The 12,616-nt window shown below is 65.0% G+C and carries 11 protein-coding genes; 7 read left to right on the top strand and 4 right to left on the bottom strand.

What is annotated here, in order from left to right; all coding sequences use genetic code 11:
- The first annotated feature begins 150 nt into the window (after positions 1-150).
- Positions 151-1,254 carry a GlxA family transcriptional regulator gene (locus NJH59_RS00710; protein WP_043860362.1) on the top strand — a complete coding sequence of 368 codons (1,104 nt, stop codon included), beginning with the start codon at positions 151-153 and terminating at the stop codon, positions 1,252-1,254.
- Positions 1,255-1,356: 102 nt separating this feature from the next.
- On the opposite strand, the gene NJH59_RS00705 is transcribed toward NJH59_RS00710, so the two are convergent.
- From NJH59_RS00705 to NJH59_RS00695, 3 genes are all read right to left on the bottom strand, one after another.
- Positions 1,357-1,617, bottom strand: a complete 261-nt coding sequence (locus NJH59_RS00705; protein ID WP_253086227.1) for a hypothetical protein — start codon at positions 1,615-1,617, stop codon at positions 1,357-1,359.
- A 130-nt stretch (positions 1,618-1,747) separates the two neighbouring features.
- The gene (locus NJH59_RS00700; protein WP_043860360.1) at positions 1,748-2,167 is read right to left on the bottom strand and encodes a DUF3010 family protein; all 420 of its coding nucleotides are present in this window, start codon (positions 2,165-2,167) and stop codon (positions 1,748-1,750) included.
- An 8-nt stretch (positions 2,168-2,175) separates the two neighbouring features.
- A complete protein-coding gene (locus NJH59_RS00695; protein ID WP_088514261.1) occupies positions 2,176-2,586 on the bottom strand; it encodes a lysozyme inhibitor LprI family protein in 411 nt (136 codons plus the stop codon).
- Between the two features lie 266 nt (positions 2,587-2,852).
- Between NJH59_RS00695 and NJH59_RS00690 the strand changes: the two genes are divergently transcribed.
- The 6 genes from NJH59_RS00690 (at position 2,853) to NJH59_RS00665 (ending at position 10,594) form a co-directional block, all read left to right on the top strand.
- Complete coding sequence (locus NJH59_RS00690; protein ID WP_210015261.1) at positions 2,853-3,830, top strand: dipeptidase; 978 nt, start codon at positions 2,853-2,855, stop codon at positions 3,828-3,830.
- Positions 3,831-3,881: 51 nt separating this feature from the next.
- The gene (locus NJH59_RS00685; RefSeq protein ID WP_054916693.1) at positions 3,882-4,412 is read left to right on the top strand and encodes a 4-vinyl reductase; all 531 of its coding nucleotides are present in this window, start codon (positions 3,882-3,884) and stop codon (positions 4,410-4,412) included.
- Between the two features lie 15 nt (positions 4,413-4,427).
- Positions 4,428-6,488: a dimethylglycine demethylation protein DgcA gene (gene dgcA / locus NJH59_RS00680; protein ID WP_043860357.1), complete on the top strand. Its 2,061-nt coding sequence runs from the start codon at positions 4,428-4,430 to the stop codon at positions 6,486-6,488.
- 158 nt (positions 6,489-6,646) lie between these two features.
- Complete coding sequence (gene dgcB / locus NJH59_RS00675; protein WP_253086226.1) at positions 6,647-8,596, top strand: dimethylglycine demethylation protein DgcB; 1,950 nt, start codon at positions 6,647-6,649, stop codon at positions 8,594-8,596.
- Complete coding sequence (locus NJH59_RS00670; protein ID WP_253086225.1) at positions 8,593-9,813, top strand: electron transfer flavoprotein subunit alpha/FixB family protein; 1,221 nt, start codon at positions 8,593-8,595, stop codon at positions 9,811-9,813. Before dgcB ends, NJH59_RS00670 begins: the two co-directional genes overlap by 4 nt.
- 10 nt (positions 9,814-9,823) lie before the next feature.
- A complete protein-coding gene (locus NJH59_RS00665) occupies positions 9,824-10,594 on the top strand; it encodes an electron transfer flavoprotein subunit beta (RefSeq protein WP_043860354.1) in 771 nt (256 codons plus the stop codon).
- A 686-nt stretch (positions 10,595-11,280) separates the two neighbouring features.
- Here NJH59_RS00665 and gbcA read toward each other — a convergent pair.
- Positions 11,281-12,573 carry a glycine-betaine demethylase subunit GbcA gene (gbcA, locus tag NJH59_RS00660; RefSeq protein ID WP_078480829.1) on the bottom strand — a complete coding sequence of 431 codons (1,293 nt, stop codon included), beginning with the start codon at positions 12,571-12,573 and terminating at the stop codon, positions 11,281-11,283.
- Positions 12,574-12,616: the final 43 nt, after the last annotated feature.

Below are 12,616 nucleotides of genomic sequence, written 5' to 3'. Positions count from 1 at the left end.
GCGATGTCGTTTTCAGGTGTTGTTGAATGCGTATTCAAGTTTGGGCATGGCATTTGCGTTGGGTTTGGCAAAGCCCCTGCAATCGAACCGGGGCCATGACAAAAAGCCCGAGCCTGAGGCACACCCTGCATTGTGTGAGGAGAGATCGCGATGACGTCGTACAACTCCGCAACCCCAAACCAGAACCGCACCCCCCAATCCATCGGTTTCCTGCTGCTGGACAACTTCACGCTGATCTCCCTGGCCTCCGCGGTCGAGCCGCTGCGCATGGCCAACCAGTTGTCGGGTCGCGAGCTGTATCGCTGGAGCACACTGAGCGTGGATGGCGGTCAGGTGTGGGCCAGCGACGGCCTGCAGATCACTCCTGATTCGGCGATGCATGCGGCGCCGGCGATGGACACCGTGATCGTGTGTGGCGGCATCGGCATCCAGCGCACCGTGACCCGTGAACATGTGACCTGGCTGCAGAGCCAGGCCCGCCAGTCGCGTCGGCTGGGGGCGGTGTGTACCGGCAGCTGGGCGCTGGCCTGTGCGGGGCTGCTCGATGGCTTCGATTGCAGCGTGCACTGGGAGTGCCTGGCCGCGATGCAGGAGGCCTTCCCGCGGGTGAGCATGAGCACGCGCCTGTTTACCCTGGACCGCAACCGCTTCACCAGCTCGGGCGGCACCGCGCCGCTGGACATGATGCTGCACCTGATCAGTCGCGATCATGGCCGCGAGCTGTCGGCGGCGATCTCGGAGATGTTCGTGTACGAGCGTATCCGCAACGAGCAGGACCACCAGCGCGTGCCGCTCAAGCACATGCTCGGTACCAACCAGCCCAAGCTGCAGGAAATCGTGGCGCTGATGGAGGCCAACCTCGAAGAGCCGATCGACCTGGACGAACTGGCGGTGTACGTGGCGGTGTCGCGGCGCCAGCTGGAGCGGTTGTTCCAGAAGTACCTGCATTGTTCGCCGTCGCGCTATTACCTGAAGCTGCGGCTGATTCGTGCGCGGCAGCTGCTCAAGCAGACGCCGATGTCGATCATCGAGGTGGCATCGGTGTGCGGGTTCGTGTCCACGCCGCACTTTTCCAAGTGCTACCGGGAGTACTTCGGGATACCGCCGCGTGATGAGCGGGTAGGCTCGAACACGGCCCAGCAGGTGGCGATGATGCCGCTGCCGCAGGCGCTGGTGCTGTCGCCGCTGGCCGGGCCGATGTCGGCGCTGAGTCAGGCGCGCAATGAGTCGACGTTTGCCAGTGTGAGGCTGTAGACCAGGCCGACAGCATCGCGGGTCAAGCCCGCTCCCACCGGTACATCGCTGCTCTGAAGGGCAGTGAAGCGCCTGTGGGAGCGGGCTTGGCCCGCGATGGGGTCAACCGTGAAGGCTTTTGTGGTTCGCCAGCGCCGGCAGCAACTGCTTGTCGATCGCCTGGCGCACCGCCGGCAGGATCGTCGCGCTGCTGGTGTACAACTGCTCCACCAGGCCGCGCAGGGCCCGGGCGCGTTCCGCGCTCAAGCCGCGTACCGCACATTCGCAGGCCTGCTCGGCGCTGGCGCCGGCAGGCATCTCGAAGCCCAGGGCGCGCAGTTGGCCCAGCAGGTCGTCCTGATCGATCAAATCGGCGTGCATCATGGCGGTTGTCCTTGTTCGAGGCGAAGGGTGCCCCGATTCTGGGAGCGCTGCGCGGTGGCGACAAGGGGCATGGCCGGCATACCTATGAACAGGTCGTTTTTGGCTAGATCAGTGACGTGCGCAGGCGCCCTCAGCCGCGCTTGAGCAGCGCCGCACAGGCGCTCTTGTAGGCCTCATGCTGATACTTGTTCAGCGTTCCCGGCAGCTCGAGATTGTGCTTCTTGGCCTGGGCGCTGACGGTCTGCGGCGACACCAGCTCCACCGTGCAGTTGTCCAGCAACTGCAGCACGCCCTCGATCTTGAAGGTGGTCGGGCCGCCGGCAAAGTCGCCTTTCTTGCTGCGCTTCTTGATCGCCAGTTGCCCGATGCCATGCTCGCTGACAAAGGCTCTGACCTGTGCGGCGAATGCCTTTACCTGGGCGGCATCCTCGTCATCCTCCAGGCCGATCTTCTTGGTGGCCACGCCAACGTGCACGGGCTGGCCGGCGTCCAGGCTGGCCACGGCCAGCAGGGCTTCGCTGCCCTTGATTTCGATGCCGCAGATTTTCATGGGGTGCCTCAATCGGAGTTTTGCAGGCCAAGGGACTGCAGGTATTCGGAGCGGTCGTCGCTGCGTTGCGCCAGGCAGGTGTTCAGTGCGGCGTCGTACTCCTTGCCCGGTGTGCTGTCGAAGGTCTCGACCTTGCAGTCGGCGTCGCGTACTTGCTTCCACAGGTTCTGGGCGGCGTTCAGGCGGTTGCTCAGTTCGGTGATCTTCGCACCCTGGCCGGCATACTGTTCCTTGATGCGTTCGAGCAGGTCGCCGAAGGCGGCGTTCAGCTCGCGTTCGGCAACCGTACGGCTGTAGGCGGCGCAGGCGTAGTTCTGCTGGGCCGTCTCGACGTTGTCGCACGGGGTGGGAGCGTCACTTTCCTCGGCCTGTGCGCCCAGCGCCACAGCCGCAAGCACAAGCCATACCAGCGATTTCATCTACAGAGTCTCCCACCAGGGTGCGCGTAAAGGATCCGCGATTCTCGCAAAGCACCGTAGCAAAGAACAGCATGGCGAGCGGGCAATGGTCGGCACTGTTCGGCACCTTCCCGACGGGTGCCGCCCGGGCCCTTTGTCGCACCTTGACGTTTTCGGCAATTCCCCTGTCGTTTTTGCATCCTGGCGACCTGGCGCCTAGGCATATGCTGGCCCCAAAGCGCCGGCAGACGATTCGGCGCCGCAACGTCATACAAGGGGACAGCCTGATGAGCCCGGCCGAATTGCACGCAGACAGCATCGTTATCGACGGGCTGATCATCGCCAAGTGGAACCGCGAGCTGTTCGAGGACATGCGCAAGGGTGGCCTCACTGCCGCCAACTGCACTGTCTCGGTGTGGGAGGGCTTTCAGGCCACCATCAACAGCATCGTCGCCAGCCAGAAGCTGATTCGCGAAAACAGCGACCTGGTACTGCCGGTACGCACCACCGCCGACATCCGCAAGGCCAAGGAGCAGGGCAAGACCGGCATCCTCTTCGGCTTCCAGAACGCCCATGCCTTCGAGGACCAGCTCGGCTACGTGGAGATCTTCAAGCAGCTGGGCGTGGGCATCGTGCAGATGTGCTACAACACCCAGAACCTGGTGGGTACCGGCTGCTATGAGCGCGACGGCGGGTTGTCCGGCTTCGGTCGCGAAGTCGTCGCCGAGATGAACCGCGTGGGGGTCATGTGCGACCTGTCCCACGTCGGCTCCCGAACCAGCGAGGAAGTCATCCTCGAATCGAAAAAGCCGGTGTGCTATTCCCACTGCCTGCCCTCCGGGCTAAAGGAGCACCCGCGCAACAAGTCCGATGCCGAATTGAAGTTCATCGCCGACCATGGCGGCTTTGTCGGCGTGACCATGTTCGCGCCGTTTCTGGCCAAGGGTATCGACGCGACCATCGACGACTACGCCGAGGCCATCGAATACACCATGAACCTGGTGGGTGAAGACGCCATCGGCATCGGCACCGACTTCACCCAGGGCCACGGCCAGGACTTCTTCGAGTACCTGACCCACGACAAGGGCTATGCGCGCCGCCTCACCAGCTTCGGCAAGATCATCAACCCGCTGGGCATCCGCACCGTGGGCGAATTTCCCAACCTCACCGAAACCCTGCTCAAGCGCGGCCACCCCGAGCGGGTGGTGCGCAAGATCATGGGCGAGAACTGGGTCAATGTCCTGAAAGACGTCTGGGGCGAGTAACCCCACGCCTCACCCAGCCGCATCCTTTTTCTTTTATGGAGTTCAGTTTCCATGGCCAAGATCGCCCCGCAATTGCCCATCGAAGTCGACAGCGAAACCGGTGTGTGGACCAGCGACGCGCTGCCGATGCTGTACGTGCCGCGGCATTTCTTCGTCAACAACCACATGGGCATCGAAGAGGTGCTGGGCGCCGACGCCTACGCCGAGATTCTGTACAAGGCCGGCTACAAGTCGGCCTGGCACTGGTGCGAGAAGGAGGCCGAATGCCACGGCCTGCAGGGCGTGGCGGTGTTCGAGCACTACATGAAGCGCCTGTCGCAACGCGGCTGGGGGCTGTTCACGATCCAGGACATCGACCTCGACAGAGGTACCGCCAGCGTCAGGCTCGAACACTCGGCCTTCGTCTATGTGTACGGCAAGGTCGGGCGCAAGGTCGACTACATGTTCACCGGCTGGTTCGCCGGCGCCATGGACCAGATCCTGGCGGCCCGCGGCAGCCCCCTTCGCACGGTCGCCGAGCAGGTCTACGGCGGTTCGGAACACGGCCACGACGACGGCCTGTTCATCGTCAAGCCCCTGTAAGTCGAGGAACCCGCCATGGCTTTCGAAGCAATGTTCCAGCCGCTGCAGATCGGCAAGCTGACCATCCGCAACCGGGTACTGAGCACCGCACACGCCGAGGTGTACGCCACCGACGGCGGCATGACCACCGAGCGCTACGTGAAGTACTACGAAGAGAAGGCCAAAGGCGGTATCGGCCTGGCCATCTGCGGTGGTTCGTCGGTAGTGGCCATCGACAGCCCGCAGCAGTGGTGGGCCTCGGTCAACCTGGCCACCGACCGCATCATCCCGCACTTCCAGAACCTGGCCGACGCCATGCACAAGCACGGCGCCAAGATCATGATCCAGATTACCCACATGGGCCGGCGCTCGCGCTGGGACGGCTATCACTGGCCGACCCTGATGTCGCCCTCGGGCATCCGCGAACCGGTGCACCGCGCCACCTGCAAGACCATCGAGCCGGAGGAGATCTGGCGCGTGATCGGCAACTACGCGCAGGCCGCGCGCCGCGCCAAGGAAGGCGGGCTGGACGGGGTGGAACTGTCGGCAGTGCACCAGCACATGATCGACCAGTTCTGGAGCCCGCGGGTCAACAAGCGCACCGATGAATGGGGCGGCAGCTTCGAGAACCGCATGCGCTTCGGCCTGGAAGTGCTCAAGGCGGTGCGCGAGGAAGTCGGCCCCGACTTCTGCGTGGGCATGCGCATCTGCGGTGACGAGTTCCACCCCGACGGCCTCAGCCACGAGGACATGAAGGAGATCGCCAGGTACTACGACGCCACCGGCATGCTGGACTTCTTCGGCGTGATCGGCTCGGGCTGCGACACCCACAACACCCTGGCCAACGTGATCCCCAACATGAGCTTCCCGCCCGAGCCGTTCCTGCACCTGGCGGCGGGCATCAAGGAGGTGGTGAGCGTGCCGGTGATGCACGCGCAGAACATCAAGGACCCCAACCAGGCCACGCGCATTCTGGAGGGCGGCTACGTGGACATGGTCGGCATGACCCGCGCGCACATCGCCGACCCGCACCTTATCGCCAAGATCAAGATGGGCCAGATCGACCAGATCAAGCAGTGCGTGGGCGCCAACTACTGCATCGACCGCCAGTACCAGGGCCTGGACGTGCTGTGCATCCAGAACGCCGCTACCTCGCGGGAATACATGGGCGTGCCGCACATCATCGAGAAATCCACCGGCCCCAGACGCAAGGTGGTGGTGGTCGGTGCCGGCCCGGCCGGCATGGAGGCGGCGCGGGTGGCGGCCGAGCGCGGGCATGACGTGACCCTGTTCGAGAAGAAGGAGGCGATCGGCGGGCAGATCAGCATCGCCGCCAAGGCTCCGCAACGCGACCAGATCGCCGGCATCACGCGCTGGTACCAGCTGGAGCTGGCGCGGCTGAAGGTCGACCTGCGCCTGGGTACGGCGGCGGACGTCGACACCCTCATGGACCTGCGCCCCGACGTGGTGGTGCTGGCGGTGGGCGGGCACCCGTTCATCGAGCAGAACGAGCACTGGGGCGCGGCCGAGGGCCTGGTGGTCAGCAGCTGGGACGTGCTCGACGGCACGGTGGCGCCGGGCAAGACCGCGCTGGTGTACGACACCATCTGCGAATTCACCGGCATGTCGGTGGCGGATTTTCTGGCCGACAAGGGCAGCCAGGTGGAGATCGTCACCGACGACATCAAGCCGGGGGTGGCGATTGGCGGCACCTCGTTCCCCACCTACTACCGCAGCATGTACCCCAAGGAAGTGATCATGACCGGCGACCTGATGCTGGAGAAGGTCTACCGCGAGGGCGACAAGTTGGTGGCAGTGCTGGAGAACGAATACACCGGGGCACGGGAGGAGCGGGTGGTCGACCAGGTGGTGATCGAGAACGGTGTGCGCCCCGACGAGACCCTGTACTACGCACTCAAGGAGGGCTCGCGCAACAAGGGCCAGATCGATGTGGAGGCGCTGTTCGCGATTGAGCCGCAGCCGATATTGAGCCAGCCGGGGGAGGGGTACCTGCTGTACCGGATCGGCGATTGCGTGGCGCAGCGCAACACCCATGCGGCGATCTACGACGCCTTGCGCCTGTGCAAGGATTTCTGATCGCTCTGTGAACCGATTGTCCCGGTCGCTCGGGCTTTTTGTGGGAGCGGGCTTGACCCGCGATGCAAGCACTGCGGTGTGTCAGGCGTGCCGCCATCGCGGGTCAAGCCCGCTCCCACAGTGTGTGCAACCGATCATATCGAGTGTGGGAGCTTCCCATGTTGAACACCCTGCTACCCCTGCTGCTGTTCGCCGCCCTCGGCCTGGCCGTGCTCGGCGCGCTGCGGCGCGTGCGGATGTGGCGCCAAGGCCGGCCATCGCGGGTCGAGCTGCTCAAGGGCCTGCTGGCCATGCCACGCCGGTACATGGTCGACCTGCACCATGTGGTCGCCCGCGACAGGTACATGGCCAACACCCACGTCGCCACCGCCGGCGGCTTCGTGCTGGCCGCCGTACTGGCGATCCTGGTGCACGGTTTCGGCCTGCACAACCGCCTCCTCGGCTACGCCCTGCTGGTGGCCACCGCCTTGATGTTCGGCGGTGCGCTGTTCGTCTACAGGCGCCGGCTGAACCCGCCCGCGCGCCTGTCCAGAGGCCCGTGGATGCGCCTGCCGAAAAGCCTGCTGGTGTTTTCCGCCAGCTTCTTCATCGCCACCCTGCCGGTAGCCGGCATCCTGCCCGAAGGTACCGGTGGCTGGGTGCTGGTGGCCTTGCTCGGGCTGGGCGTGCTGTGGGGTGTGAGCGAGCTGTTCTTCGGCATGACCTGGGGCGGGCCGATGAAGCACGCCTTCGCCGGTGCCCTGCACCTGGCCTGGCACCGGCGCGCCGAACGCTTTGGCGGCGGACGCTCCACCGGGCTCAAGCCGCTGGATCTGCAAGACCCGAGCGCACCGCTGGGTGTGGAAAAACCCAGGGACTTCACCTGGAACCAGTTGCTTGGCTTCGACGCCTGCGTGCAATGCGGCAAATGCGAGGCCGCGTGCCCGGCGTTCGCCGCCGGCCAGCCACTGAACCCGAAAAAACTCATCCAGGACATGGTGGTGGGCCTGGCGGGTGGCACCGATGCGAAGTTTGCCGGCAGCCCGTACCCCGGCAAACCGCTCGGCGAACACGGCGGCAACCCGCACCAGCCGATCGTCGACGGCCTGGTGGATGCCGACACGCTGTGGTCGTGCACCACCTGTCGGGCGTGCGTGGAAGAGTGCCCGATGATGATCGAGCACGTGGATGCGATCGTCGACATGCGTCGCCACCTGACCCTGGAAAAAGGCGCCACGCCGAACAAGGGCGCCGAGGTGCTGGACAACCTGATCGCCACCGACAACCCCGGCGGCTTCGCCCCGGGCGGGCGCATGAACTGGGCCGCCGACCTCGACCTCGAGGTGCTGGGCGAGGTGCACGGCACCGACGTGCTGTTGTGGGTGGGTGACGGCGCCTTCGACATGCGCAACCAGCGCACCCTGCGCGCCTTCGTCAAGGTGCTCAGGGCGGCCAATGTAGGCTTTGCCGTGCTTGGCCTGGAGGAACGCGACAGCGGCGACGTGGCCCGCCGGCTGGGCGACGAGGCCACCTTCCAGCAACTGGCCCGGCGCAATATCCGGACCCTGGCGCAGTACCGCTTCACGCGCATCGTCACCTGCGACCCGCACAGCTTCCATGTACTGAAGAACGAATACGGCGCGCTGGGCGGGCACTACCAGGTGCAGCATCACAGCAGCTTCATCGCCGAGTTGATCGCCGCCGGCCGCCTCGACCTGGCGCCGCACAAGGGCGCCAGCGTGACCTATCACGACCCGTGCTACCTGGGCCGCTACAACGGCGAGTACGAGGCGCCGCGCCAGGTGCTGCGCGCGCTGGGCATCAAGGTGCGCGAGATGGCGCGCTCCGGCTTTCGCTCGCGTTGCTGCGGCGGCGGTGGCGGTGCGCCGATCACCGACATTCCGGGCAAGCAGCGCATTCCCGACATGCGCATGCAGGACATCCGCGAGACCGCCGCCGAGGTGGTGGCCGTGGGCTGCCCGCAGTGCACCGCGATGCTCGAAGGCGTGGTCGAACCACGCCCGCAGATCAAGGACCTGGCCGAGCTGGTGGCCGACGCGCTGCGTGAAGCGACGGTTGCCAGCACGCCGGTAGCAAGCCAACCAGAACCTGCGCAGGTGGACCCATGAGCGACATCATCCGGCGTGACCCGCGTGCCGAGTGGATTGCACGCAACCGCCTGCACCCGCTGCACGCAGCCATGCAGGCCCAACAGACGCAGTGGATGGGGCCCAATGGCGTGCTGCGCAAGAACCCGCATGCGGTGGGTTTCATCGGCCCCAATGGGATCAAGCGCATCGATCGCAGCGGCGCCAGCCAGGGCGCTACGAGCAAGCGCAGCGCCGCCGCCGAGGTGCTGGTGCCGCTGCATCAGGTGCCGTTGCCGGCGTTCTACATCGTGGTGGTGCCGGACATGGTCGGCGGGCGCCTGAGCAGCCACGACCGGGATGTGCTCGGGCTGGCCCACGGCCTGGCCGGCAGCGACGGCGCGGTGCTGGCAGTGGTGTTTGGCGAGCACAAGGAAACCGCCTTCGGCACGTTCGGCGTCGACCGCCTGCTGCAGATCGACGGTGACGCGTTCGCAGGTTATGCACCGGAGCAGCGGGTGCAAGGCCTGCGGGCTGTGGATAACCAGTTCAACCCGCGCCACTGGCTGCTGCCCGACAGCCGCAGCGGTGGCGGCGAGCTGGGCCGGCGCCTTGCCGCGGCGCTGGGCGAGCGCCCGGCCACGCGGGTGTGGCAGGTCAAGGACGGGCTGTGCAGCGGGCGCGCCGGGGCTGGCCAGCAGGACCTGGTACGCGGGCTGGCGCGCCTGATCCTGGCGGCGGCCGAATGTGCCGAGCCGGTCAGCGAAACCCGCCATGAAGCCCTGCCGGTGGAGTTGTCCACAGGCGCGGCGCGCAGCCTGGCGCGTATCGAAGACCTCGGCCCGATGCCGGTGGACCCGGCCACCATCGCCATGGCCGAGGCCGAATTCATCCTGTCGGGCGGCAACGGGGTCAAGGACTGGGCACTTTTCCACAGGGCCACCGCCGCGCTGGGGGCCACCGAAGGGGCCTCGCGGGTGGCGGTGGACGATGGCTTCATGCCGCGCAATCGCCAGGTGGGGGCCACCGGTACCTGGGTCACGGCGCGGGTGTATGTGGCTGTGGGTATCTCCGGGGCGATCCAGCATCTGCAGGGCATTGGTGCCTGCGACAAGGTGGTGGCGATCAACCTGGACCCCGGCTGCGACATGATCAAGCGTGCCGACCTGGCGGTCATCGGTGACAGCGCGGCGATTTTGCAGGCGCTGATCGAGGCTGTGGACAACTATCGCAACAGCGCCCGGCGCGATGCGGCCTGAGGGGGCATTCATGAACACCAAGGTCATCAGCCTGGTCTCGATCGGCGCCCACCCCACCTCGGGGCGCATGCGCCGCGCCGAACAGGATGCGCGGGCCGTGGAGCTGGGGTTGCAACTGGCTGGGGATAACCTGCAGGTGCTGCATGCCGGCGACCCGCACGAGCCTGCGCTGCGCGCGTACCTGGGCATGGGGCTAGCGCAGCTGGACGTGTTGCAGCAGCCCGCAGGCGCCGATGTGCTGGGCGTGCTCGGCGACTACCTGCGCGAGGCGGGGGCGCAGTTGGTGCTGAGCGGCAGCCAGGCCGAAACCGGCGAAGGCTCGGGCATGCTGCCGTTTCTGCTGGCCGAGCGCCTGGGTTGGCCGCTGGTGGTGGGGCTGGCGCAGGTGGAATCCATCCACAATGGCGTGGCCCAGGTGCTGCAGGCCCTGCCACGGGGGCAGCGGCGTCGCCTGAGCGTGCGCCTGCCGATGCTCGCCACTGTGGATAACGCCGCGCCGGTGCCGCGCCAGAGCGCCTATGGGCCGGCGCAACGCGGGCTGTTGGCGGCCCATGAGGTGGCGGTGGTGGAGGACGAGTTATTCACAGATGCTGTATTGCAGCCGGCCAGACCCCGGCCCAAACGCCTCAAGGTAATCAAGGCCAAGAGCGGTGCCGACCGCATGAAAGCCGCCACGGCGAAGGCCAGTGGCGGCGGTGGACAGGTACTCAAGGGCGTGACCCCGAGCGAAGGCGCCGAGGCGATCCTGAAGCTGTTGGTGGAGGAGGGTGTGCTACGCTGAAGGGTTGTGCACAAAGTCTGTTGGCGGTTCTGTGGATAAAGTGTTTGCCTATGGCTGCAGGCCACGTAATACGTGGCCTGCAGGCTATTGTTCAAATAGTGATCAATACACGCCGCGAATTTTTCGCGGTTTTTTCATGCCCGTCGTTCAGCGAGACGGCAGTTTTGCTCACAATCCTTGTTGGCGGCTCTGTGGATAATCTGTTCGGACATGGCTGCAGGCCACGTGGTTAAAGGTGTTCAGCTATTTGATCAAAAAACGCACAAAACCTCGTCAATCCACCGCGAAATACTCACGCGGCAGCGAAAATCGGGGGTTTCGGCGGTTTATCCACATGGGTTTTGCAAAGAGGGATACTTGCACACAAAGTCTGTTGGCGGCTTTGTGGATAAGGTGTTCGTGCAGTGCTGGGGGGCACGTATTCAAAGGCTTACAGAGGTTTGATCACTTTTTGATCTATTGCACGCTGTGGATTGAAGGGCGCTGGGCGGAAGTTTTCCACAAGGGTTGCCCACAATTGCTGTGGGTGTGGCTGTGGATAAAGTGTTGGTGGAGTAGGTATGGGGCAGTAGGGGCTGGGGTTTGCGGGTGTTGTTCAAAATTTGTACAGGTTGTATGGGGTTCTTCGCCGGCAAGGCCGGCTCCTACAGTTGATGCGTAGGAGCCGGCCTTGCCGGCGAATGGGACTACTGCGCCGCCACGCCCTTCAGGTAAGGCGCCGGCGCCGCGCCCAGGTTGCTCAGCATCCGCTCGCTGTACCAGTCCACGAAATTCACCACGCCAAACTCGTAGGTTTTCGAATACGGCCCCGGCTGATACGCCGTCGAGTTGATGCCGCGCTGGTTCTCTTCGGCCAGGCGCCGGTCCTGGTCGTTGGTTGCGTCCCACACCTGGCGCATGCGCGCCGGGTCGTAGTCCACGCCCTCAACCGCATCCTTGTGCACCAGCCACTTGGTGGTGACCATGCTCTCCTGGGCACTGATTGGCCATACCGTGAACACGATGATGTGATCACCCATGCAGTGGTTCCACGAATGCGGCAGGTGCAGGATGCGCATCGAGCCCAGGTCGGGGTTCTGGATGCGCCCCATCAGTTTCTGGCAGCCCAGCTTGCCGTCCAGGGTCATCGACAGCGTGCCCTTGAGCAGGGGCATGCGCACGATACGGTTGCGCAGGCCGAAGCTGGCATGCGCATAGGGGATCTTCTCCGCGTCCCACGCCGCAGCGCTGGCCGCCACGTGATCCTTGAACGCCTGGTCGGCGCGCGGGTCGGTGACGTCGTCCCATTCGAGCAGGGTCTTGAGCAGCTCCGGGTGCGAGGCGTTGCAGTGGTAGCACTCGCGATTGTTCTCCAGCACCAGCTTCCAGTTGGCCTTTTCCATCAGGGTGGTCTGCACCGCCACCTTGGTGTTCTCCATGTCGTAGGGCTCCATGTAATGGGCCAGGGTGGTGAGGAAGTCATCGATGGCCGGCGGGTTGTCGGCCAGGCTGACGAAGATGTAGCCACCGGCGGTCTTTACGTTCACCGGCTTGAGACCGTACTGCTGCATGTCGAAGTCGTCGCCCATCTCGGTGCCGGCGAACAGCAGCCGCCCGTCCAGCTCGTAGGTCCACTGGTGGTAGTGGCACACCAGCTTGGCCACCTTGCCCTTGTCGCTGGTACACAGGCGCGAGCCACGGTGGCGGCACACGTTGTGGAAGGCATGCACCTTGCCCTCGGCACCGCGGATCACGATGATCGGGTTCTTGCCGATCTGCAGGGTCAGGTAGTTGCCCTTGGCCGGGATCTCGCAGGTCATGCCTGCAATCAGCCATTCCTTGTGGAAAATCTCCTGCATGTCGATCTGGAACAGCCGCTCATCGGTGTAGAAGGGTTGCGGCAGCGAGAAGGTGCGCTCGCGGGTCTGCAGCATGTCGGCGGTGGCCTTGCGTGCAGCGTCCAGTGGGTCGCCCAGGCTCAAGGTTGCGGTGACGTCCATCGTTCAGGTCCTCATGGCCCGTGCGGGCCGCGAAAGTGGCTAA

The sequence above is a fragment of the Pseudomonas sp. VE 267-6A genome (assembly GCF_024126555.1).
GTDB lineage: Bacteria > Pseudomonadota > Gammaproteobacteria > Pseudomonadales > Pseudomonadaceae > Aquipseudomonas > Aquipseudomonas palmensis.
This window is presented reverse-complemented; position numbering and strand designations above follow the sequence as displayed.

Bases quoted from the DNA above. Each gene is read 5' to 3' on its own strand.
- NJH59_RS00690 (WP_210015261.1), top strand. From the start codon at position 2,853: ATGAGCCCGGCCGAATTGCACGCAGACAGCATCGTTATCGACGGGCTG.
- NJH59_RS00685 (WP_054916693.1), top strand. From the start codon at position 3,882: ATGGCCAAGATCGCCCCGCAATTGCCCATCGAAGTCGACAGCGAAACC.
- NJH59_RS00710 (WP_043860362.1), top strand. From the start codon at position 151: ATGACGTCGTACAACTCCGCAACCCCAAACCAGAACCGCACCCCCCAA.
- NJH59_RS00700 (WP_043860360.1), bottom strand. From the start codon at position 2,167: ATGAAAATCTGCGGCATCGAAATCAAGGGCAGCGAAGCCCTGCTGGCC.
- NJH59_RS00670 (WP_253086225.1), top strand. From the start codon at position 8,593: ATGAGCGACATCATCCGGCGTGACCCGCGTGCCGAGTGGATTGCACGC.
- gbcA (WP_078480829.1), bottom strand. From the start codon at position 12,573: ATGGACGTCACCGCAACCTTGAGCCTGGGCGACCCACTGGACGCTGCA.
- dgcB (WP_253086226.1), top strand. From the start codon at position 6,647: ATGTTGAACACCCTGCTACCCCTGCTGCTGTTCGCCGCCCTCGGCCTG.
- NJH59_RS00695 (WP_088514261.1), bottom strand. From the start codon at position 2,586: ATGAAATCGCTGGTATGGCTTGTGCTTGCGGCTGTGGCGCTGGGCGCA.
- NJH59_RS00665 (WP_043860354.1), top strand. From the start codon at position 9,824: ATGAACACCAAGGTCATCAGCCTGGTCTCGATCGGCGCCCACCCCACC.
- NJH59_RS00705 (WP_253086227.1), bottom strand. From the start codon at position 1,617: ATGATGCACGCCGATTTGATCGATCAGGACGACCTGCTGGGCCAACTG.
- dgcA (WP_043860357.1), top strand. From the start codon at position 4,428: ATGGCTTTCGAAGCAATGTTCCAGCCGCTGCAGATCGGCAAGCTGACC.